This window comes from Ensifer sp. SL37 (genome assembly GCF_026672675.1).
GTDB classification, from domain to species: domain Bacteria; phylum Pseudomonadota; class Alphaproteobacteria; order Rhizobiales; family Rhizobiaceae; genus Ensifer; species Ensifer adhaerens.
The window spans coordinates 1-23,554 of the sequence record NZ_JAPPRN010000003.1 but is presented as its reverse complement, the minus strand read 5'-3'; the positions used below and the strand labels follow the sequence as shown (position 1 = coordinate 23,554).

The following is a 23,554-nucleotide window of genomic DNA, read 5'->3' as shown; positions in this document are numbered from 1 at the left end:
TCTCGGATGTTGCAACCTGAGAATCACATTTCCACGAATCTTAGTCAAGAGTCTTTGGCGCCGTTTTGGTGAGCGGATTTCTTTTGCCTTATGAAAGGTGAAGAAAAATGCAGACCGGAAATGTGACGACGCCCTTTGGGCGGCGGCCGGTATCGCTTGCGCTCGTGCGCCAGCAGATCCGAACCGCAGAGGCGCGCCCGACGAGGGCCGCCGACAAGTGGAAGATTTTTCGTGATGCCTGCGAGGCAAGGGCGTTTCTCGGCCTGCAGGATCGTGCGCTTGCAGTTTTGAACGCGCTTCTCAGCTTCTATCCGGAGGCAGAACTGAGCGCGACCGCCAGCCTGATCGTGTTCCCGTCGAACGCGCAGCTCTCCGTGCGTGCGCACGGCATCGCCCACGCGACGCTTCGCCGGCACCTCGCCGCGCTGGTGGAGGCCGGACTGATCGTCCGCCGCGACAGCGCCAACGGCAAGCGTTTCGCGCGGAAGAACGGAGCAGGGGACATCGACGATGCTTTCGGCTTCGACCTGGCGCCATTGCTCGCTCGCGCCGATGAGCTCGCGCGATTGACCCAGCAGGTCGCCGCCGATCGCGCCCGCCTGCGCAAGGCGAAGGAAGCGCTCACCATCTGCCGCCGCGATGTCCGCAAGCTGATCTCGGCGGCAATCGAAGAAGGGGCTGCCGGCGACTGGGGACGCATCGAGGAGTTATTCCTCGAGCTGACCGGCCGCATCCCCCGTACGCCGACGCACGCGGATATAGCCCCAATCCTCGAAGAAATGGAGATGTTGCGTGAGGAAATCATCAACCGGCTGGAAATTCAGCAAGATTTCGAAAATTTGAGCACCAATGATGCTCATTTTGAGCGTCACATACAGAATTCAAATCCCGAATCTATCCATGAACTTGAACCTAGCTCTGGAGAGGAGGTGGGGGCGAAAGCCGAGCCAAAACTGGACCGCCGGCGTAAGCCGCTGAAGGCGTTTCCGTTGGGAATGGTGCTGCAGGCCTGCCCCGAGATCGCGATGTATGGGCCAGGTGGCGCGGTTTCGAGCTGGCGCGACCTGATGGCGGCCGCCGTGGTGGTGCGCTCGATGCTCGGCGTCAGCCCTAGCGCCTACCAGGAGGCCTGCGACGTGATGGGGCCGGAAAACGCCGCCGCGACGATGGCCTGCATCCTCGAACGGGCAGGGCACATCAATTCCGCCGGCGGCTATCGGCGCAATCTCACCGCAAAAACACGGCGAGGAGAGTTTTCGCTTGGTCCGGTGCTGATGGCCTTGATGAAAGCAAACCCGGGGCGCCCGATGCGGGCAGGGTGATGCGCTAGGTGGGGCTGCAAGCCGGAACCGCCGAAATTTCCGTCATCCTAACTCCAACTTTTCTGGCGCTACGGTGACGGAGGTGGCTCGTCGGCACGATGTGACGCGGCAGCAAAATCTACACCTGGCGCAGTGAACTGAAGAAGAATGTTGGTGGCTGTCCAAAAGCGCGCATAGATGGCGCCGAGAATATCGGAGGAAGCAAGCGGCCCCTTGCGGCCGCTTTTCGGTTTCATCAGCCGGGTCTATGGTAAGCGCCGTCTCCGCCCCATTGGATAGGCTGTATTTTGAGGCTGGCCGGGCGTGCGAGAAGGTTTCCAGGACTATCTGGAGATTTGCATGGCAGCTGATGGATTTGTTGGGCGCTACGAAGTTGTCGTAGCCGCGCCGCGGAAACCGGCGTTGGCCGGATGCTGTGAAGGCGCGGATCGTGGCGGAAAGCCTTGAGCCCTTCGTGAGCATCGGCCCCGGCGCACCAGATCGCGCAGGAAGCTCGTCCAGAACGGCTCGGCTTCGGAAGGACCGATGTGCAGTCCGACGATTTCCCTTTTCCCGTCCGTATTGACCGCCACCGCGATTATTGCCGCCACCGACACGATACGCCCGCCCTCGCGCACCTTCAGATAGGTCGGATGTGAAAACCAAAATGCAACTGTAATGCTAGACGTGTTTCGCGCGCGTGGCGTATTGATCGCTATTTATCAATCTGGCTAAAAATGCCGGTCTAAAGGGGCGGGCAGATTGCTGTTGGGCGCAGCGCCGTTCGACAAGCTCATCTGAAAACGACGCCACTGATGGCCGGCGAGGTGAGCAGCTTGCAACCCCAACTGCGTGACCCGGACTATGGTTGGCGTTAACCACCAAACGATGGAGCGGAAAGTCATTACTATCTATGTTGGCAATTCACGCCGTGAGATGCAACCCTCTCTTCAATCACCCGAAGCAGAAGCCCTGCGCAGAGGGCGGGCTAGTCTTAGTCTAAGGCTCACGCCTGCAATCAATAGCGGTACCGCTGCGGTGCATGTCAGAAAAATGCATAGGGGAGGATCATGGCTCACTCGAAAGATTTGACCAAGGCGCAGGCAGATACGCCGTTCCCGCAAAGTAGCTCTGCCTTGCAAACCGCGCAGAGCGCTGATTTTCGCATCCAAAGGACGGCAGAGCGCCTGTGGGAGATCTTTGCTTTGTCCGAGCGGGCAAGCTCGTGGCTACGGGCAAATTACCAAATCAGTTCCCTCACGGGAGATAGCGTCGTCAGAACAGATCTCGTCGGGGCGAACGGGTTCATGAGAACAGCGCTGGGAGAAGGGTACTCAATAGCGTATGTCGGGCCACATAGTGTGAATCTGGAGGGTTATGTGAGGTCGCATCCGTCGTCGCGGCGAGCTCGAGCGACCTCACATAAGCCGGATTGAAGTAAGGCGCGGGTTGTTTGGCGCCGTTATGGGAATAGTAAAGCACGCCGCTTGATGACGATAGCGGATTCGTCGTGGACGGCAATCGCACCGCCGATTTTTGTGGTGATCTGGCGACCTTCGCGAGCAGCTTGCCGGACGATAGGAAGCGATTTTTGCGCTCTCAATGCACACTGTCGGTCTTTCGGTGTGGCCAGGGCCACGCGGTATCGCGCGCCGGCGCGGCGCTTGGTTTTGTGGGCATATGGGAGGGGGTGCGGATTGTCGGAGTTCATGATGTATCGCACCAGAAAGATGATGGCCGGGGCGGCGAAACAGGCGCAACAGTGATTCCTGTCCTACGCATGGGACGCCGGCAGTCAGGGCATTCGTGGGATTGCCCGGGCTGTGATTTGCCTGCCTGCGACCGCTCCCCTGCTGATGATGGTTGATCGAGGATCTGCCTGCAGAGGCCGATACGATCCCGTCGGTGGCTATTGGCGAGAAAGCCGAAGTGGCGCATGCGGTGGAAGCCGTCCGGGAGCACGTGTAGAAGAAAACGCCGGATGAACTCGTGCGGGTCAAGGCGCATGATCTTCTCGCGGTCGCGACCCTTGCCACGGTAATCCTTCCATCGGAAGGCAACGTGGTCATCATCGACCTCGACGATGCGGCTGTTGGCGATGGCAACACGATGGGTGTAGCGGTAGAGATAGGCGAGCACCTGGTCGGGGCCGCCGAACGGTGGCTTCGAATAGACGACCCATTCGACGCGGCGCGCACGCGCGAGATGGCGGGTGAACGCCTCGTCATCGTTGAGATGGCTGAGTTCGTTGGAGAAGCGGAGTTCACCGTGAGCGAAGGCTCTAGCAAGGGCCGTCAGAAAGAGCCGCCGAAACAGCCGCGACAGTACGCGCACGGGCAGAAAGAAGCCCGGCCGGCATGCCACCCACCTAGCTCTGTCGGGCGAGAGACCGCCGCCGGGCACGACGCAATGAACATGGGGATGATGGGTCATGGCCTGGCCCCAGGTGTGAAGCACGGCGACGATGCCGATCTCGGCGCCCAGCCGCTTGGGATCGGCGGCAACGGTCTGCAGCGTCTGGGCCACGATGCGCATCAGCAATGCATAGACGACCGCCTTGTTGTGGAAAGCGATCTCGGCGATGCCCGGTGGGAGCGTGAAGACCACATGAAAGTACGGGACCGGCAACAGATCGGCGACGCGTGCAGCGACCCACTCCTTGCGGGCCGCGCCTTCGCACTTCGGGCAATGGCGATTGCGGCAGGAATTATAGGAGATGCGGGTCCTGCCGCAATCGTCGCAGGCATCGACGTGACCGCCGAGCCTCGGCGTCCGGCAGGCTTCGATCGCGCCCATGACGCGTCGTTTGCCGCGGCCAAGATGACCGGCGTTCTCACGTCTGTAGGAGCTCCCATGTCGCCGAAAGATGTCGGCGACTTCGAAGGTGGGACGCAACCGATCACGATTCCGGCGGTGTCACCTCCAGTCGTAACCGATCGAGCGGACTGGCCGTCGACCGGATCGTGTCGGTAGAGACCTGCGTATAGCGCGCTGTCGTGGAGAGGTGGGCGTGACCGAGCAGGACCTGGATGATGCGGATATCGGTCCCGTTCTCGAGCAGGTGAGTGGCAAAGGAATGCCGCAACGTATGGACGGTGACGTGCTTGGAAAGACCCGCCGCCGCAACCGCCGAACGGCAGGCGGAATGCAGCACCGACGGCGCGATCGGCTTGTCTGGATCGCGCCCAGGAAACACAATGTCCTTGGGCCGCGCCAACCGCCAATAGCTGCGCAGGATCCCGAGCAGTTCCGGCGACAGCATGACGTAGCGGGCTTTGCCGCCTTTGCCACGCGTGATGTGGATCACCATCCTTGAGCTGTCGATATCGTTGGCGCGAAGACCACAGACCTCCGAAACCCTCAGGCCGGCGGCATAAGCCGTTGTCAGAGCCACCCGCGCCTTCAAGCTGGAGACGGCTTGCAGAAAGTCGACCACCTCGTCGCTCGAAAGAACAACCGGCAACTGGCGTGGCTCGCGCGCATACGGAATATGCTCCGGGATCGTATTCTGGCCGAGCGTCACGCCATAGAGGAACCGGAGGGCGCAGACGATCTGGTTCAATCCGGACCAGGAGATGCCCGTCGACACAAGGTGAACCTGGAAGGCGTGGACCTCGTCCAGGCCGAGCCGAGCCGGTGATCGGCCGAAATGGCGGCTAAACTTTGCGACTGCATAAAGATAGGATTGCTGCGTGGCCGGAGAAAGATTGCGGACCGTCATGTCCTCGATCATCCGGCGACGCAGAGGGCTCATCTCGGCCATCTGGATCTCCTGTCTGAAGGGTGGGTTTGCAACACCCAAATCCTCTCAGACAGGAGACATCTCTCAAAGAGGCCACCAATTGCCGCGACTAGCGGCTTAGTTCAATCTTTTCTAGAGGGCATCGCGTTGGTTGCCCGCTGAACAACGCTAGCGAAAGAAGCGGGAATAGACTGCCGCAAGGGAGGGTTAGAAGACCTTCTTCAAGCCGATTTTATCAAGCGTCGATTTTAGGATCGGATCGAACTCAGATCGCCGCCATACTTCAGTGTATCCTAGTAGCTCTGCACAGAGGTTATGATTCTTTGGCCGTTGGTTTTGGGTAGGCTTTGGCCAGCTTGACGCGGGCCTTCTCGGTAGAGAACATCCATTTGATGCGGGCACCACTGGCGTTGCGTCGGCGTTCCCAGGCTGCAACCTCGTCGACGAGGCGGTCGCGGCTTTCGATGCGGCGGTTGAGGCATTGGCCGCGCAGGACGCCGATTTCGATCTCGACCATGTTAAGCCAGCTGGCGTGCTTGGGCGTGTAGTGGAATTCCAGCCTTCTGAGGCTTCGGCGCGCCTCATCGGTAGGCAGGGCCTGGTAGAGCGCAGCGGGTGTGTGGGTCGACAGATTGTCGAGCACCACGCGGATGCAGGCGGCCTCGGGATAATGGACATCGACGAGATCGCGCATGCAGTGGGCGAAGTCCTCGGCCGTACGCCGTTCGGTGACTTTCACCTTGCGCCAGGATCGGTGCGCGTCGAGGAAGACGAACAGGTTGGCAGTGCCATTGCGTTTGTACTCGCAGTCGTAGCGTTGCGGCCTTCCGGGTTCGGCCGGGATCGGCTGGCGCACCTCGCCGATGAGCTGGGTCGGGCTTTCGTCGAAGCACACCACCGGCCGCTGAGCTATGGTCGGAAATGGGTGACGAGGGCGATCAGGCGGCGCGATGGTCTGGGGTCGTCGAGTCGGCGACACCGTCGGTAAATTTGACGCGGGCGATGACCTTTGGCAACTGATTTTCGCCCTTCAGCCGGCGCCAGGTTTTGGCGGCGCTCATGACGAGCTTGAAGACCATGAGCCGTGCTGTGTTGTGGGACAGACCTCCCTTGGTTCGCACCGTGCGGTGCCTGACGGTGGCGAAGACGCTTTCGATCGGGTTCGAGGTGCGCAGATGGTCCCAGTGTTCGGCCGGGAAGTCGAAGACGGTCAGCAATGCCTCGTGGTCCTTCGTCAGGCAGTTGACGGCCTTGGGATATTTGGCCTTGTATTTGTCGACGAAGACGGCGATCGCGACCTCGGCGGTTGCCCGATCCGGGGCATCGCGGACCTCCCTGAGATCGGCCTTCATGTTCGGCTGCACCGACTTCGGCACCTTGTTGAGGATGTTGAGGAGCTTGTGTTGGCAGCACCGTTGATGGCGGGTCGAAGGGAATATCTCCTCCAGCGCCTTCCAGAAGCCGAGCGCGCCGTCGCCCACGGCAATTTCTGGCGCAATCGAAAGCCCGCGGGCCTTCAGCCCGACGAGCAGCTCGCGCCAGCTCTGGGTGCTTTCGCGCACGCCGACTTGAAAGCCGACAAGTTCCTTCTTGCCTTCCGGCGTCGCGCCGATGACGACCAGCATGCAAGCGGCATCGTCCTCCATGCGTGCCTGAAGATAGACCCCGTCGGCCCAGATGTAGACGTAGCGGCGGGCTGACAGGTCGCGGCGTTGCCAGCGATCATAGTCGGCCTGCCACTCCTCCTTCAGCCGGCCAATCACCGAGGGGGACAGGTTCGGTGCGTCCTTGCCGAGCAGCGCGGCAAGCGCCTCCTGGAAATCGCCGGTCGAGATGCCGCGCAGGTAAAGGACCGGCAGCAGGGCGTCGAGGCTCTTCGTGCGTCGTGCCCACTTCGGCAGGATCGCCGACGTGAAGGTGATGCGATCCTCGCCGCAAGTCTCCAAAGCCCGGTCGCGCAGCTTGACGCGGCGCACCGCAACCGGACCGATCCCCGTCTGGATCGTTCTTTCAGGCCCATGGCCGTGCCGCACCACCCGGTCCCGCCCATCGCTCAGGCGTTCGCTGGCCATGGCCGCAAGAAACGCCTCGGCTTCCGCCTCCACGGCCTGTGCCAGAAGCCGGCGCGCGCCTTCGCGTAGAACCGATGTCAGGGGATCATCGAGCGTCTCGGGATGCGGAAAGGAAACAACAGTGCTATCTGTCTTCATGGCGTATCGCTCTTTCATGAGGTTCTGGCAGGCTTGTCACCCGCCTCGATACGCCGCCCTCCTCAAACCGTCATCACCCAGTTTCCGTCATAGCTCCCGGCCGCTGCGGGTCGGACGCTTCGGCATAGAGGTCGAGCACATCCTCCATGCGCGCGACATACTCGGCATCGATCTTGGGAATGCACCACATGTCCTTGCGCCATGGCTTGACATCATTCTCGGCCAGGCGCCGGCGCACCGTCTCGCGCGACAGCTGTTCGTGCTCGGTCAGCTTGACGAACGCGTCGGCCAGCAGCTCCAGCGTCCAGCGGGCGCAGCCCGGCGGCGGGCTGGAGCAGGCGGTGGCCACCAGCAGGGCTTCCTCCTTGCCGGTCAGCTTGCGTTGCGCGCCCGGGCGCGGCTCCTCGCCAAGCGCCGCCTCCAGGCCCATCTCCACGAAGCGACGCTTGGTGCGGTAGACTGTGGAACCGCCGACCGCCACCGTTGCGGCGATGGTCTCGTCGCTGAGCCCCGCCTCGGCGGCGAGCAGGATCTGCGCCCGCTTGAGCTTGCGCGCCGGGTGCTTGCCGCCGCGCAGCATGCTCAAGAGTTCGTCGCGTTCGGGTTGGTCGAGGTCGACACGATGGCGTACATTCATCCGGAAAGCCTCCTTCAATTGCGGAGGTTCCGGATGAATCGAAAAATGAATCAATTACTTGACGGGCAGCCGGCAGCGCCACCCCACTTCACCGAAAAGCAGGGCCAGTACCTCGCCTTCATCTGGGCCTATAGCCAAATCAACGAACGGCCGCCGGCCGAGCGTGACCTGCAACGCTATTTCGGCGTCACCCCACCATCCGTCCACCAAATGGTGCTCTCCCTCGAGCGGGCCGGATTAATCCGAAGGAAACCCGGCGTCGCCCGCAGCATCGAACTGCTCGTCAGCAACAACTGCCTACCCACGCTGCAACCCAACCAACTCGTCAAATCCTCTGTGCAGAGGTACTAGTCCCTGACGCGCTTTGTTCCCGCAGTTTAGGGGCTTCTCATTGAGAGCCCTATACAGGCCTATTCAGAAACGGCAAGCGGCACGCGGGAGATCGACCGGCTACGACGCGACGTCGGCGCATCGCCTTCTTCGCCTATTAGCTGATATCTCTCGCACAAGGGTTTCGGTCGCCCCGCGGGCGCAGCAGGGGCGGTCAGGGGGCATTCAGGTGGCACCGGCCAGTTTCCCCTGGACTGGAGCCGGCCGAATGACCCCGCATCTACCTTGGTGCGACGGTTATGAACCGCCATGCCGCTGCCATCAGACAAGCGCAGCGGGTTGTGAGATCCCGCTGCGGGAAAGCGACCTTGCCAGAGCGGAACGGTATTGCGGCATTTACCCGAGACGTTTCGAAGGGGGGGCCATATGGAAAGGCGTGATTTCCTTCAGGGCCTGGCGTTGCTGGCCGCTTGCCCACTCTGTGTCAAGGCGGCCTACGCCGCCGAAGCTGTGCCCTGGAGCTACGACAGCGACGCGGGGCCCAAGCATTGGGGATCGCTCGCCCAAGAAGACAGGGCCTGTTCGGCCGGCTCGCAACAGTCACCGATCGACATCACCGACCCGATCAAAGCCAACATCCCTGCCCTTGCGATCAACTGGAAGAGCGGCGGCACGCTGCTCAACAATGGCCATACGATCCAGGTGAAGGCAGCCGGAGGCACGCTGAAGCGCGGCGACAGATCCTACGATCTGCTACAATACCACTTCCACGCCCCGAGCGAACATCTGGTCGAAGGCAAGGACTTTCCGATGGAAGTGCATTTCGTCCATGGGCAAACCGGAACGAGCGCGCTTGGCGTGCTCAGCGTTTTTCTGACGGCCGGCGCGGCAAACCCGACCTTCGCCAACCTCGCGGCGAGGTTCCCGCAGAAGGCCGGCGAGAAGGTCGCACTCGACGCCGTCGATCCGGCTGGCCTTCTGCCCGCCTCACTCCATTATTGGGCCTACAAAGGGTCGCTCACCACCCCGCCTTGCAGTGAGATCGTCGACTGGATGGTCGCAATGGAACCGGTCGAGGTCGACGCCGCCGACATCAAAAGGTTCACCGCACTCTATGCAAGGAACGCGCGGCCCGTCGTCGCCGGTAACCGCTATATTCTCAGCTCTCACTGACAGGACTTTCAGCTGCCGTCGCATCGAGTGACGGCTGCTGCCCATATGCGCTAACTTAAGGGCTGGACGACCTGAATCTGTCTGTGATTCATAAGGTAGATGCGAACAACTGATTCCATCGATCCCGATTGGTCCAGGCTGCTGTCGAAGCTGGAGCGTGTCATTGATCTCGGCGCGACCGCGCGTACTTCGGGTGCGCTTGTGCGGCGACGTGGTGTTGGTGACGCCGCGACCTTGCTGCGGCTGGCATTGGCTTACGGGCCCGGCGGCATGAGCTTGCGTTCAGCCGCCGCCTGGGCTGGTCTGAATGATGTGGCGGCGATTTCCGACGTTGCTCTTTTGAAGCGACTGCGCGGATCGGTCGATTGGCTGGGGGACATCGCCGGAGCGCTGCTCCGCAATGCTTCAGACGCGGCACGCACCACAGCTGCGCGCCGCCTACGTATTGTTGATGGTAGTTCCATCTCGCAGCCCGGCAGCACTGGCACGGATTTCCGGCTTCATGCGACATATGAGCCCGCTCTCGCCCGCTTCACGCATCTGGAATTCACTGATGTTCACGGTGGCGAAAGCTTTTCACGCGTGCCGATCGATCCGGGCGACATCGTTCTTGGCGATCGCGCCTATGCTCGCGCTCCGGCGCTCCATAAAGTCGTGTCCGCCGGGGCGGACTTCATCGTGCGTATGGCCTGGTCCAATGTCAGGCTCACGTCGCTTGATGGCCGGCTGATTGACTGGAATACAATTTACAGCACGATGATGCCCGGTGACGTTTGCGAACAAGAGGTGCGGGTCGAATATTCCGGCCCCGGCTGCAAACACCGCGGCAAACCGCTGTTTCATGCCCGGCTCATTGTCCGGCGGAAAGACGAGGAAGCGACGGCTCGCGCAGAAAAGTCCGCCCGCCGCCGACATCAAAAACGCGCAGATGGCAAAGCAATGCATCCATTGACGGTTGCTACGTCAGGGTTTCTGCTTCTGCTGACGTCGATATCGGCCGGCGAGATGACCGCCAAGGATGTTCTCGATACCTATCGGCTGCGCTGGCAGGTAGAGATTGCCTTCAAACGCTTAAAGAGCGGCTTGGGCATCCACAAACTGCCAGCCAGGGACGAGCGTCTCGCACGAAGCTGGCTCATGGCGCATCTAATCGTAGCGCTGTTGATCGACGAGGCCGTCACCGACGCTGTCGACTCTCCCCCCTGTGAAGACGACATCTCAGGCGCTCAGGTCATTGTCGTTGTCGAGGTTGCATAGCCTCCTGAAGCATACGATCCTGTCCGTAATATTGACGGTGCGCACGATGAAGAAAATCTCGAAGCGATTTGCCACCGTCATGCGCCATATCTGCGATCCCCCGCGACGTCGGGAAAGTCAGGCAAACGCCGCCAGAAAGCCTCACCAGCCCTTAAGTTAGCGCATATGCGGCTGCTGCCCTCCCTTCAACCAACGCGGTTTTATGGACGCATATGCGTGAGACTAGTCCAGCAAGGTGTAACGTAGTCTTGTCGGATCAACCAATAGCGGGCGGCAGCTATCCTCATAGACGCATGGCTCAAAACAATTACGAAAAGCGACCGCCACATTTTCATCGGCAGCCGCTCAACTGTGCATCTATTTGCGACTTGTCAGCTCTTCAGAGCGGTATTGCACAGGCTCCAATAACCGCCACCTTTCTGAATCCATTTCAGATCTCCGAGGGTGCCGTTGTCCTTGTTCGCCCTGTAGCTATCGACGCAGGTATGAAGACGGGCTTTGCCGGGGGTTTCGCTTGAGTACTTCTTGTCAACGGCCTTCGGGAAGACAACACTTTTAGAGGCTTTCTTCGTGGACTTCGCCGGCTCCTTGTCCGGGGTGGCGGCGATGTCGTTTTCATCTGCCGCATCTTCCGCAGCAGCGTCGGAGCCGCAGTTCTTAGCGCGGAAATCATTCCATTTCATGCCGTTTGCCGAGCCGTCAGCCTTGGCGGCCTGGTATTTAACGCTGCATTCCTTCATTGAAAGAGCAGATGCTGGAGAAGTGAGCGCTGCAGTAGCAAACAGAGCGAAGGATGAGATAAGCACCGTGCGAATCATCTATTGCGTCTCCTGTTGGAAGTTGCCCCTCGGTGGCGACTATCTGATTGCCCTAGTTGTTTGTCAACGCACGCTAAAAACCGGAACTGCGAAAGAAATCTCGGCGGCAACTGCTTGCAAAGCCAACAGGCTACAGGTTCCAGATGCTATGAGAGCGGAGATCGTCGAGAGTGGCGGATGTCCGACCTCACGCGAAGGAAGCCATCATGTCCTCGAACAAAATTGACCTTGAGAACACAATCTACATCGCGATCGAACTCAGCCGTTCAACGTGGCTCGTTGCCGCCCGCTTACCGGGGGTGGAAAAGGCGCGGCTTAACAAGATCGACGCCGGCGACACCGCCGCTCTCCTATCGTATCTCTCAGCGCTGCAAACCCGTGTCTTGCCCAAGACAGGTGCAGTGGCCGGGTTAGTCGGCTGCTTTGAGGCAGGGCGTGACGGCTTCTGGCTGCACCGGCTACTGACCGCATACGGCATCGCCAACCATGTGCTCGAGCCGACCAGCATTCTCGTCAATCGGCGAGCCCGTCGGGCGAAGACCGACCGGCTGGATGCGGAAGGTATGCTGCGCGTGTTGGCGGCCTACCTTCAAGGAGACCGACAGGTTTGCAGCATGGTGCGTGTGCCGACACCCGACGAGGAGGACGCCAAACGTATTCACCGCAAGCGCCAGCACCTGGTGCAAGAGCGGCTGCGCATCGAGAACCGCATCCAGGCATTGCTGTTCACGCAGGGGATCCACAAGAGGCCTTCTCTGCGCTTCTGGGAGCGTGATCTTGCTTCTGTCCGGACCGGCGATGGCCGTGAGTTGCCGAACCATCTTCGGGCTGAACTGGACCGCCTGCGTCGACGGCTCGTCATGACCTTGGAATTGATCCGGGAGGTGGAAGCCGAACGTGACGAGGCGACCAACGCCGATCCAAAAGACCAGGCCTGCGAAAAGATTGCAAGCCTGTGTCTTATCCGCGGCGTCGGCGCGAACTTCGCGGCAGTTCTCACGCGCGAGGTATTCTACCGCTCATTCGAAAACCGGAGGCAACTGGCAAGCTACGTCGGCATCACGCCGATGCCTTACCAAAGCGGCGGCATGGACAGGGATCGGCAGATCAGTCGGGCCGGGAACCCTCGCGCAAGAACGACAATGATTCAGCTTGCGTGGCTCTGGCTTCGCTACCAGCCAGGTAGCGATCTGGCCAAGTGGTTTCGTGATCGCGTCGGTACGCTGACCGGACGTACACGGCGGATCGCAATCGTAGCAATGGCGCGAAAGTTGCTGATTTGCACTCTGGCGCTATGCCGAAGACGGGGTGGTGCCGGCAGGCGTCGATATCCGTGCGGAGGCCGCAGCCGCAGCATAGACAACCAGGATTCGCCGCTGACCTGGTCGGCTGCGATACGGGGAGTGCGACCGTCTTCCTCTTTGGCAGCGTATAGCTGCCGCGTTTCAGGTGGGTCGCGTCTCGCCGGGGCTACGCCTCGTGCAAGAGGCATTCTGGTGCGCGCCATTGTTGTGGCCCGACCGTATGTAAGGTGACGCAGTTGTAGCTGCGAGACACAGAAGCCCCGGACCCTAACCGTACCGAAGCAGGACCATCCTCGACCGGAGAAACAAATGCGATAATCACGTTGACAGTTGAACCCTCATGTAAAGAGGATCGTGAGCACGGCGACCAAGCCACTTTGTCTCTGCTGATGGCGACCGTGAGACAAGCTGCTCCACCGACATGGAATGCAACGGATGGTTTGAGATCGCGTTGATTCCATGCTTGCCCGAGAAACCAATGCCTCGACCTTGTGCACCCCAACCCGCAAAGTGCTCTGACGCCTGGCAGCGTATTTGCCGCCTTTCGCCCGAGCGGTGAATAGCTGCCACATCCGTGAAGGTGCCACTTCTGCGACCGTCACCTGCCTGTCCCGCCGTACAGGAATACCCGAACTGCCTCTGCGTCAGCACGCGTCACCTAGGCGCTTTGCCGGCCTCGCCGGGAATTGGCTCACTCGCAGCAGGGCCACGTCGATGATCTCATTCTAACATGCGGCTGCCATCGAGGTTGCCGAGGTGCTATGGCCCACATACAACATCTACAGCCGGTCCCTGTCGCGGTGCGATCGCACCCCTGATCGCCACCCTCCAGCAACCTGCGCCTTATTCAGCTATTAGGTAAAATCTATGGTAGCAGAGATTAGCCTCATCTTTCGGAGATCGGGTGCGGCTAGGGGGCATTCAGATTAGACCGGCTGAATAACCCCTCCATGGCACGAGCAGTCCAAGGATGGACGCGTCGTCGATCTAATCACCTCCCCAGGCCCATGGGACGTGGGGATGACCAATTTTTCATTTCGTTAACAGCCCAACTGGGGGGAACATGCGTTTCACTGCAGTATCACTGATAGCATTGGCGGCCGTCGCCATGTCTTCGGCCGCCATGGCGAAACCAAGCGCCGCGCAGACCGCGACGCCGATTGCGAACCGCGATTGGTGGCCGAACCTGCTCGATCTCTCACCACTGCGCCAACATGCGCCGCAGTCCAATCCCTATGGCCCGGATTTCGACTATGCGAAGGAATTTGCCTCGCTCGATCTCGCGGCCGTAAAGCGCGACATCAACACTGCACTCACTACCTCGCAACCTTGGTGGCCTGCTGACTATGGCAATTACGGCCCGTTCTTCATTCGGATGGCCTGGCATAGCGCGGGCACTTATCGCACGATCGACGGGCGTGGCGGCAGCGGCGGCGGCGAGCAGCGGTTCGAGCCGCTGAACTCATGGCCCGACAATGTGAGTCTCGACAAGGCTCGTCGACTGCTCTGGCCGATCAAACAGAAATATGGCCGAAAAATCTCTTGGGGCGACCTCATGGTCCTCGCCGGCAACGTCGCGCTCGAAAATATGGGCTTCACCACCATCGGTTTTGCCGGCGGCCGCATCGATAGCTGGGAGCCCGATCTTGTTTTCTGGGGGCCGGAATCCAAACTGCTGGATGCGGACGAGGGCCGCTTCGACGGCCAGCGAAGGCTGCAAGGCCCCCTCGCCGCCACACAGATGGGCCTAATCTACGTCAATCCCGAAGGTCCCAACGGCAACCCCGACCCACTCGCCGCTGCACATGACATCCGTGAAGCGTTCGGCCGAATGGCGATGAGTGATGATGAAACGGTCGCGCTGATCGCAGGCGGTCACACCTTTGGCAAGGCCCACGGCGCCCATAGGCCCGAAGAATGCCGTGGGGCCGATCCGTCCGCTTCCGGTGTGGAGCAGCAGGGTCTAGGCTGGGAAAACAAATGCGGCAAGGGTAATGCCGAAGATACAATCACGAGCGGCCTTGAAGGTGCATGGTCAGCCAATCCGATCGCATGGACGACGCAGTATCTTGACAATCTTTATGCCTTCGATTGGGTTCAAACGCGCAGCCCCGCAGGCGCGATTCAGTGGGTGCCGAGCGACCCGAACGCGGAAAAGCTCGTGCCCGACGCTCACCGTCAAGATGTGAGCCATGCGCCGATCATGTTCACCACAGATCTTGCGCTCAAGATGGATCCAGGCTTTGGAGCTATCACCCAACGGTTTCACAAGGATCCGGACGCCTTCGCTGAAGCCTTCGCCCGCGCCTGGTTCAAGTTGACTCATCGCGATATGGGGCCGCGCTCGCGCTATCTCGGTAAAGACGTGCCGAAGGAGGCTTTCTCCTGGCAAGACCCACTCCCGACAGCGACCTATACAACCATCGACGCGCAGGACGTGTCCCAGCTCAAGGCGAAGATACTGGCGGCGGGACTGACCACGCCGCAATTGGTCCGTACTGCATGGGCATCCGCTTCGACATTTCGGGGCACGGACATGCGCGGCGGCGCAAATGGCGCGCGCATCCGGCTCGCCCCGGCGCGCGATTGGACGGTGAATGACCCAGCGGAGCTGAAAACGGTTCTGGGGGCCTACACCCGCATCCAGGCCGACTTCGGCAAGGGACGCAAGGACGGGAAACAGGTGTCGATTGCCGACCTGATTGTGCTGGGCGGCAATGTCGCTGTCGAGCAAGCCGCGCGGGCAGCAGGCTATGACGTGGCTGTACCATTCGCACCGGGCCGGGTCGATGCTTCGCAGGATCAGACCGACGTGACCACCTTGGCGGTGCTGGAACCCAAGGCTGACGGTTTCCGAAACTACTACGCGTTGGATAACCGCTTGCCCCCAGCAGAGGCTCTGGTGGACAAGGCCAACATGCTCACCCTCACCGTGCCGGAAATGACCGTGCTGGTGGGCGGTATGCGCGCCCTCAACGCCAATCAGGGCGGCTCGGCCAACGGTGTGTTAACCGCACGTCCCGGCCAGCTTACCAACGACTTCTTCGTCAACCTTTTGTCGATGGACACGCAATGGTCGAAATCAGCGGCGGATGCCGGCCTCTATGAAGGGAAGGATCGCACGAGCGGCCAACTCAAGTGGAAGGCCACGCCAATTGATCTGGTGTTTGGCTCGAACTCTGAGCTGCGCGCCGTATCCGAAGCCTATGCGTCCGATGATGCCCGTCAGCAATTTGTGATGGATTTCGTCGAGGCCTGGACCAAGGTGATGGATCTCGACCGTCGCTAACCGCCGCGCCTTGATCGAAGCGAGAGACGAGGGCACACGAGGGCACCCTCGTCTCTCAGTCCTTTGAGATGCCCATTGCTAGCGGGGTCCCTGTGGGTAATCCTTGAGACACGTTGGGGGAAGCGTCTCGCTTCGCCCGTCGTTGAGTGAGGAAGGCCTGCGACAAAAATGGGAAATACGGTAGCGAACCCGCGAATGGATAGTCGCTTCGAAAGTCAACCACGGTTACATGCGAGAGATGAGCAGAAACCAACCGCCATGCGTGACAGACCGTCCCCAACAAGAGCCTTCAAAGGCAGCTCAGGCCAGGTTTTGGCTCGCGAAAAGGACGTGTCGCGCGGCGCGGCGATCAATGAACTTCTGACGCGGCGCATCGCAGTCTTGCCCGCAAATGTCGGCGACCCAATCCAGCCCTTCGCCCTTGGGCTTTGGAAGGAGATCCGCTGCCTTCTGAAACCGGAACTAAGCGTTTCGACTTTGCGCAAGGCTACCGGATGTTATGTGTACTCGCGTGGCTATCAGCTTGCGATGGCGCAGCCGGGGTCGGTCCGCTACGACATCAATGGATTGCCGGTCGAGACGGTATCGGACAACGACAGATTGTCCGCTCAGATCATTCACGCGAGGCTGCGAACAGGCAGCACCCGCAAGACGCCGTAACCGGGGCAGATTTTGTGGCGGTGCTGATGAGATAGGCAAAAGCTCTATATGCGCAGCCTAGCACAGACGGGTTGAGTCGCGGAAGCACGGCGGGCATTGGGTCGAGGAGGGAGCAGTCTTGCGGCGTCGTGCACACATGTCGGTGGCATCGACGCTGAACCAAGGCAGTTCTTCTAGCCAGGGCCGTTTGTAAAGTGGAGAGGCGTGTTCAAGCCTTAGCCGCGACCAGAGTGGCCAGCGGCGGGATGGGCGGACCGTCGAGTTGCAGGCGGTCGCCGAGATAGTGCCAGAACGACAGGCCGAGCTTCCGGCAGGTTTTCATCAGCCCGAGCATGGTGTCGCGCGCCACGCGGCCCTCTCGGCTCATCGTGCCACCGGAGACCTTGCGCTTGGTGACGAAGCTGCGCAGATCGTTCTCCGACGCATTGGTGTGGAGCGGCGTTCCCGGTCGTTCCAGCGCCTTGAGCAGTTCGTCCTTGCGGCGAAACAGGCGCGCCAAAAGCTTGTCGAGATCCTCGTAACCGGTACTGAGCGAGAAGATGCGGTCGAAGCGTTTGTGGAACGCGGCAGCGAGCCCAGGCGGCGGCTTCCGTTTGACGCTCTTCAGCGCCCGGTAGAACTGCCACACGAGATCGCGCACCGTCTCGACCAGACGCACCTGCCGCGGCGTTGTCGGCATTAGCTTTTGCAGCAGCCGCTCCGCATGCACCCAACAGAGCGCATGGTTGCCGACCCGAAACTGGCCGGCGTCGTCGGAGACGATGACGGTATCACCGATGAGACCATGATGGCGGATCGATCCCCAGATGCCGGCTTCCGCCAGCACACGCACCGCCTGCCGGTCGAAGATGTCGATCCCCCTGGCAGCCAAATGCTCGAGGAACGGCACCTGGTTGCAGAAATGTTTTGGTTCATGGCTGCGGATTTTGGCGACCAGCGCCGGCTCGACGCGACGGCGATCGAGATAGTCGAAGGCGGCGTCGTTGAGGACATTATAGCGCGACATCGCAGATGACATAGCGAGCGACATCGCTGGTGACTGATTCTACGGCCACATTTAGGTAGTGACTGATCCGTTTCTTTTGATCAAGAGCGATGTCGCTGATCGATGTCGTGGAGCGACATCGGTCTGTTGATGCTGTGTTGGCTTTCATTTGTTTGATCGATGTCGCTGGCGCTGGTGGCCACTGTCGCTGAGTGCCGTTGCTCTGTGGCTGTTCGGCGTCGGAAGCTTTCGACATTCATCTCGAAGATGGTTGCATGGTGCACGAGCCTGTCGATGGCGGCGATGGTCATGGCTTTGTCGGGAAAGAGGCTATCCCAGGCTCCAAATGGCCGGTTTGCTGTAATCATGATGGATCGCCGTTCGTACCTGGCGGCAATGAGCTCGAACAGCACACTGGTCTCGGCTTGGTCCTTGTGAACGTAGGACAGGTCATCAAGGATGAGCAGATCGAATTTGTCGAGCTTGTCGATGGCGGCTGTCAATGCGAGTTCCTGCCGGGCCGTCTGGAGTTTTTGAACGAGATCGATGGTTCTCGTGAACAAAACCCGCAAGCCTTTTTCGACGAGAGCAGCACCGAGGGCCGCACTCAAGTGGGTCTTGCCTGATCCTGGCGGTCCAAACATAAGGATCGTGCCGCCTTTGGCGAGCCAGGCATCGCCTGCTGCCAGCGCCATGACATGAGCCTTTGAGATCATGGGAACGGCTGCGAAGTCGAAGCTGTCGAGGGTTTTTCCGGCTGGTAGCCGGGCCTCGGCGAGATGACGCTGGATGCGCCGTTGCACGCGCTCGGCCATCTCCAATTCGCAAAGCGTGGCCAACAGCCGTGCGGTAAGCCAGCCTTCGCGGTCGGCCCGTTGAGTGAGTTCAGACCAGAGGCGTGCGAAGGTGGGAAGCCGCAAGTTCGCCAGCATGAGCGGCAGTTTTGCGACATCGACGGATGAGGTGTTCATTGCATTGCTCCTGCTGTGAGAAGGCGGTCATAGTCGGCTGCTGTGGGCAGCACGACCTCGATGTCGGGGACGCTATTGCCGGCGACATCGAAGCGGGATTGCAAGGCGGCCAGATCGGGCAGCTTCCTTGCGTCGAGGATCATCTCCAATGCCAATGCGAGTTCGGCTTCGCATGCGCAGGAATGGGCAAGCCAGAGAAGGCCGACCATGGTTTTGCAGGCGGTGCGCTGATCGAGCCTCTTGTTCATGGCCTGCCAGGTCCGGGCAAAGGCGGCACGGGGAAACAACTGGTCGCGGTAAACGAGATTGGCCAGCGCTTGCGGCTTACGGCGAAGGCTGTGAATGACATGGCGGTAATCGACGACATGTGCGTGTTGGCCGCTCTTGCCACTGGACGGTGGACGTCCGCGCGGCAGGGTAAAGGCATGGCTGGATGCGAGATAACATTCCAGGCGATCGTCGTAGAGCCGGACCCGCAGGCGGTGGCCGATATAGGTGGAGGGGCGGTATAGAAGACCCTGCGCAAGGTGAAGCCGCCAGACGACGTCACCACAACGACGGCATCATCGTAATCGGTGGTCTTGCGTTGCGGTAACGCCCTGAGATGATCCATCTCGACGGCCAGTTCCTGTCGGCGCAAGGCATTATGCCTGCTGATCTGCTCGGCGACGAAGCGGCGGTAGTCGTCGAGCGTGGCGAAGTCAGTACGAGCCGCGCAACAGCAACGCTTGTTCGAGCCTGTCCTTCAAATGACCATTGCGGCTTTCAATGCTGCCGTTTTCGTGGGCGACGCCGCGGTTGTTGCGGGTCGGCGTCATCTGGTAATGGGCGCAAAGTGCCTCGTAACGCCGGGTCAGGTCCTCTTGCGTCTCGTCGGCACGGTTGGTGAAAGCCGCCGACAACGAATCGCTGCGGTGCTCAATCGGACAAGCACCCAGGCTCCACAATGCGTTCTGCAGGCCGCTGGCCAGAGCAGTAAAACTCTCGCCGCCCAGAACGACTTCACCGTGTTCCCAGCCGCTGTAAACCAGAACGAAGTGGTACAGCCGATGGTCAAGTGGCACGCCGGCAATGGTCACGCCCAGCGACCGGCAGTCGGTAAAGTCCGACATGCCCTGGCGACCGGGTGGATGGTTCTGGCGGAAGATGGGGTAGATTGAAAGTACGTGTAAAAAGTTCACAAGGTCGGTGCTCCTGGTGATCGGATGCGTTTGACGATTTCGCCGACGCGGCCGCGACTGGCTTTTTCGCCAATTTTCTTATGAATTTGCCGCACGCTGAGACTGGTAGAGGCGGCAAGCGTTTCGATCTCGACAATCAGCCGAGGCGCAAGCGGTGGTCGGCCGAGATGCTTGCCGCGCGCGGCGGCTGCCTTCATGCCGGCGGTAACGCGCTCGCTGATCAAAGAGGATTCCAGCTCAGCCATGGCTCCAATGATTGTGAACATGGCGCGCCCCATAGGACTTGCGGTGTCGATCTGATCCTGGACGCTGATGAAGCGCACGCCGAGGTGGTCGAATTCCTCGAGTGCGGTCAAAAGGTGGCGGGTGGAACGGGCGAAACGGTCGAATTTCCAGACCAGGACGCAGTCAACCTCACGGTTGCGAACACTCGCCATCAAGGCGTTGAGCCGGGGGCGTCCCTCGCGGCGGCCTGACACCGCGACGTCACAGTAGTCTCCGACGATCTCCAGCCCGGCGCGCGCGGCGTAGCCGTGCAGGCCGTCATATTGGAGATCCGGCTTCTGGTCCGGCGTGGAGACGCGCAGATAGAGCGCCGTGCGGTTTTTTGGCCGGATGTGATGGCGGTTCCGTCCTAGAATGTCTTCCTTTTCGGACAAGGAATCGCTATGTCCTAACGCCTTCAATTCACGCATGTTTCGCCACGCCTCCGGCGGACCCTTTTCCGGACACCTCATGACCGCGATTGACCGCACCGCTTACCCGCGTCCAGGCGACCCTCTGACGGCTGAGGAATTGGACGCCCGCTACCACCTGAATGAAGCCGACCTTTTCTTTATTCGTGACAAGGCGCCCGGCGATATCGGCCGCCTGACACTGGCGACACTGCTGAAGGGCCGGCAGGACCTTGGCTACTTTCCAGCGCCGTCCGACGTTCACATCGATACGGTGGCCCATCTGGGGGCGCAACTGGACCTGGCCGCCGCATCTCCGCTGCTCGACGAGACCCGTCAAAAGACGATGCTCCACCGTTATCGGACGGCGGTACGCATTCATCTCGGCGTGTCGCCTTATTCTGAAGCGGCCGAGCAGCTGGTTTCGGCCGCCGTGCTTGCGGCGGTAGAAATGATGAGCGATCCGGCGGACCTGATCAATCGAGCCATTGAAGTCCTGGGTAAGGCCTCGATCGATTTGCCGGCCTTCAGCACACTGGATCGGCTGGTCAACCATCTGCGGGCCCAGGTCCACACACGCATGTATGACCAGGTCGCGGGGCGGCTGACGCCGGATGTTACCGCGGGCCTGGATGGGCTGCTGACGGTTCCGCCGGATGCCGCGACAACGGCCTTCAACCGCCTCAAGCAGACGCCGGGACCGGCGCGCCCCGAGACGATCAAACTGTGGACAGAGCGCCTCGACTGGCTGACCCGATTGATCGATCCCGATCCGCTCCTGGACGGCATTACCCATACCAAGCTCCGCCAATTCGCCGCCGAAGCCCGGGCTTTGGAGGTGAGCGAGGTTCTCGCCATTGCCCGGCCAGGACGGCGCCACATCCTGATACTGAGCTTGCTTCGACAGGTCCGAGCACAATGTCGTGACGAGCTGATCGAAATGTTGTTGCGCCGCATTCGAAAGACCCAGGCGGCCGCCAAGGAAGCGCTTAAGACGCTTCAGGAGCAGCACCGGGAGATGGAGGAGAAACTGATCGGGGTCCTGGGACAGGTGCTGGAAACCGCAAAGGACGGCGAGAGCGACACTGACACGGGACACCGCATCCGCGCCCTCCTGGCCGAGCAGGGCGGCGTCGAGGCGCTCTCGGAACAATGCGAAACGGTCAGCGCCTGGCATCGTAACAACGATCTGCCGCTGCTGTGGCCAATCCACGCCAAAACCCGCAGCCTTTTGTTCCGGCTGCTGGAACTGATGGAGATTCGCCCGGCGACACAGGACCGCAGCCTGCTCGATGCGCTGACGGTCGTCATCGAGCACCGTACCGCGCGCCGTGACGAACTGGCCGGGCAGCTTGACCTGAGATTCGCCTCGCAGCGATGGCAAAGCTTCGTGATGAAGCGCCGCAAGGGCCGTGTCGTGCTGGACCGGCGGGCGCTCGAAGTCTGCGTCTTCGTTCATCTGGCGGACGCGCTACAGGCCGGCGACCTCTTCGTCGTCGGCGCCGAAACCTTCGATGACTACAGGACCCAACTCCTGCCTTGGTCGGACTGCGAGGCGCGGCTGGCGAATTATTGCGGTGCCCTCGGCCTTCCCGGTAGCGGCGAACAGCTTGTCGGCCAGTTGCGGCAGGAACTGACGGCTACGGCGGGGGCGGTCGATGCGGGCTTCCCCTCCAACGTCGAATTGACGATTGACGCAGACGGCGTACCCCACCTGAAGCAGCTCAAGGCCAAATGCCAGCCCGAGGGATTGTTGGCCTTCGAAACGGAAATCCATGCCCGCATGCGCGAGCGTCACCTGCTCGACATTCTCAGGGACGGCACCTTCTGGACCAACTTCACGCGCCACTTCGGCCCGCCGTCGGGGGCTGACCCGAAGCTCGGCAGAGCGGAGCAGCGCTATGTCTTCACCACTTTCGGCTACGGCTGCAATCTTGGCCCGGTCCAAGCCGCTCGGCACGCACCCGGCATCGCCAGCGCCAATACGTTGCGCCGGCTCAATGCCCAGCATATCGATACGCCCAAGCTCGAAGCCGCGATGACCGATCTGATCAACGCCTACAATCGCTTTGCCTTGCCAAAACTCTGGGGCGCGGGACGCGCCGCGATCGCCGATGGCACCCACGTCCCGCTTCGCGAAAACAACCTGCTGGGCGCCCAACACATCCGTTACGGCGCCTATGGCGGCATCGCCTACCATCATATCGCCGACAACTATATCGCGCTGTTCACGACCTTCATCCCCTGCGGCGTCTGGGAGGCCGTCCATATCCTGGATGGGCTTATGAAGAACCGATCCACGGTCCAACCGGATACCCTCCATGCCGACACCCAAGGCCAGAGCGAGCCTGTCTTTGGTCTTTCGCGCCTTCTCGGCATCATGCTGATGCCGCGCATGCGCAACTGGGGCGACGTCGCCTTTTACCGTCCCGACCAATCGGTGCGCTACCAGCATATCGACAGGCTCTTCACCCGCGAAATTGATTGGCGCCTGATCGCAACCCATTGGCAGGACATGATGCAGGTGATCCTCTCCATCCAGGCCGGTTTGGTCCTGCCCTCCATGTTGCTGCGCAAACTCGGCTCGCACAACCGCAAAAGCCGACTGTACCAAGCATTCCGCGAACTCGGTCGGGTCGAGCGCACGCTGTTCCTGCTGCGCTACATCGCCAATCCCGAGATTCGGCGCACAATCCGCGCCGAGACCACGAAAATCGAATCCTTCAACGATTTCCTCGACTGGATTACCTTCGGCGGTCCAATCATCAAGAGCGGCGATCCGGTCGAACAGGAAAAGCAGCTCAAATATGCCAGCCTGGTCGCCAACGCGATCATGCTCTCCAATGTCTCCGATTTGACGGACGTACTCTCGTCAATGACCGCAGACGGGCATCGTGTCACGCCGGAGTTCGCCGCAGCCCTCAGCCCTTACGCCCGCAAGCATATCCGCCGGTTCGGCAAATACGAGCTCGACATGGACGAGCGGCCAGCCCCGCTCATCCCGAAGCCCTTGCCGTTCGAC

General features: G+C 60.8%; 13 protein-coding genes and 7 pseudogenes. 9 read left to right on the top strand and 11 right to left on the bottom strand.

The window, feature by feature from the left end:
- The first annotated feature begins 107 nt into the window (after positions 1–107).
- Positions 108–1,322: a plasmid replication protein RepC gene (gene repC / locus OVA00_RS11130; protein WP_268088892.1), complete on the top strand. Its 1,215-nt coding sequence runs from the start codon at positions 108–110 to the stop codon at positions 1,320–1,322.
- A 339-nt stretch (positions 1,323–1,661) separates the two neighbouring features.
- Positions 1,662–1,785, top strand: a pseudogene (locus OVA00_RS11125) (IS66-like element accessory protein TnpA); the annotation flags it as partial.
- A 1-nt stretch (position 1,786) separates the two neighbouring features.
- Here OVA00_RS11125 and OVA00_RS11120 read toward each other — a convergent pair.
- The 6 genes and pseudogenes from OVA00_RS11120 to OVA00_RS11095 all read right to left on the bottom strand — a co-directional run.
- Positions 1,787–1,981, bottom strand: a pseudogene (locus OVA00_RS11120) (transposase); the annotation flags it as partial.
- 1,027 nt (positions 1,982–3,008) lie between these two features.
- Entirely contained in the window at positions 3,009–4,196 is a 1,188-nt protein-coding gene (locus tag OVA00_RS11115) for an IS91 family transposase (protein WP_268088891.1), read from the bottom strand.
- 4 nt (positions 4,197–4,200) lie between these two features.
- Positions 4,201–5,064, bottom strand: coding sequence for a tyrosine-type recombinase/integrase (locus tag OVA00_RS11110; RefSeq protein WP_268088550.1), 864 nt, complete (start codon positions 5,062–5,064; stop codon positions 4,201–4,203).
- A gap of 292 nt (positions 5,065–5,356) precedes the next feature.
- A pseudogene (locus tag OVA00_RS11105) lies at positions 5,357–5,950 on the bottom strand (IS630 family transposase); the annotation flags it as partial.
- A gap of 31 nt (positions 5,951–5,981) precedes the next feature.
- On the bottom strand, positions 5,982–7,253 hold the full coding sequence (locus tag OVA00_RS11100) for an IS256 family transposase (RefSeq protein WP_268088967.1): 1,272 nt from the start codon (positions 7,251–7,253) through the stop codon (positions 5,982–5,984).
- 97 nt (positions 7,254–7,350) lie between these two features.
- A pseudogene (locus OVA00_RS11095) lies at positions 7,351–7,890 on the bottom strand (IS630 family transposase); the annotation flags it as partial.
- 45 nt (positions 7,891–7,935) lie between these two features.
- Here OVA00_RS11095 and OVA00_RS11090 point away from each other — a divergent pair.
- The 3 genes from OVA00_RS11090 to OVA00_RS11080 all read left to right on the top strand — a co-directional run bounded on the left by OVA00_RS11090 (position 7,936) and on the right by OVA00_RS11080 (position 10,650).
- Entirely contained in the window at positions 7,936–8,241 is a 306-nt protein-coding gene (locus OVA00_RS11090) for a LexA family protein (RefSeq protein ID WP_268088749.1), read from the top strand.
- A gap of 405 nt (positions 8,242–8,646) precedes the next feature.
- Positions 8,647–9,393, top strand: coding sequence for a carbonic anhydrase (locus OVA00_RS11085; RefSeq protein ID WP_268088890.1), 747 nt, complete (start codon positions 8,647–8,649; stop codon positions 9,391–9,393).
- A 99-nt stretch (positions 9,394–9,492) separates the two neighbouring features.
- Positions 9,493–10,650 carry an IS4 family transposase gene (locus tag OVA00_RS11080; protein ID WP_268088889.1) on the top strand — a complete coding sequence of 386 codons (1,158 nt, stop codon included), beginning with the start codon at positions 9,493–9,495 and terminating at the stop codon, positions 10,648–10,650.
- Between the two features lie 371 nt (positions 10,651–11,021).
- Here OVA00_RS11080 and OVA00_RS11075 read toward each other — a convergent pair whose 3' ends face one another.
- The gene (locus OVA00_RS11075; RefSeq protein WP_268088888.1) at positions 11,022–11,468 is read right to left on the bottom strand and encodes a hypothetical protein; all 447 of its coding nucleotides are present in this window, start codon (positions 11,466–11,468) and stop codon (positions 11,022–11,024) included.
- A gap of 206 nt (positions 11,469–11,674) precedes the next feature.
- On the opposite strand from OVA00_RS11075, the pseudogene OVA00_RS11070 reads away from it, so the two are divergent.
- From OVA00_RS11070 to OVA00_RS11060, 3 genes and pseudogenes are all read left to right on the top strand, one after another.
- Positions 11,675–12,827, top strand: a pseudogene (locus OVA00_RS11070) (IS110 family transposase).
- A 1,053-nt stretch (positions 12,828–13,880) separates the two neighbouring features.
- Positions 13,881–16,061 (top strand): catalase/peroxidase HPI, encoded by a 2,181-nt coding sequence (gene katG / locus OVA00_RS11065; RefSeq protein WP_326494131.1) that lies wholly within the window; start codon positions 13,881–13,883, stop codon positions 16,059–16,061.
- Positions 16,062–16,319: 258 nt separating this feature from the next.
- Entirely contained in the window at positions 16,320–16,721 is a 402-nt protein-coding gene (locus OVA00_RS11060; RefSeq protein WP_268088886.1) for a ProQ/FINO family protein, read from the top strand.
- Between the two features lie 208 nt (positions 16,722–16,929).
- Here the strand turns inward: OVA00_RS11060 and OVA00_RS11055 are convergent.
- The 4 genes and pseudogenes from OVA00_RS11055 to OVA00_RS11040 all read right to left on the bottom strand — a co-directional run.
- Positions 16,930–17,712: pseudogene (locus OVA00_RS11055) on the bottom strand (IS66 family transposase); the annotation flags it as partial.
- Positions 17,713–17,807: 95 nt separating this feature from the next.
- Positions 17,808–18,677: an IS21-like element helper ATPase IstB gene (gene istB / locus OVA00_RS11050; RefSeq protein ID WP_268088884.1), complete on the bottom strand. Its 870-nt coding sequence runs from the start codon at positions 18,675–18,677 to the stop codon at positions 17,808–17,810.
- Positions 18,674–19,825 (bottom strand): annotated as a pseudogene (locus OVA00_RS11045) (IS21 family transposase); the annotation flags it as partial. The gene istB and the pseudogene OVA00_RS11045, both read right to left, overlap by 4 nt.
- 29 nt (positions 19,826–19,854) lie before the next feature.
- The gene (locus tag OVA00_RS11040) at positions 19,855–20,553 is read right to left on the bottom strand and encodes a recombinase family protein (protein WP_268088883.1); all 699 of its coding nucleotides are present in this window, start codon (positions 20,551–20,553) and stop codon (positions 19,855–19,857) included.
- A 40-nt stretch (positions 20,554–20,593) separates the two neighbouring features.
- On the opposite strand from OVA00_RS11040, the gene OVA00_RS11035 reads away from it, so the two are divergent.
- Positions 20,594–23,554, top strand: a 2,961-nt coding sequence (locus OVA00_RS11035) for a Tn3 family transposase (protein ID WP_268088882.1), incomplete at its 3' end; no start/stop codon positions are given.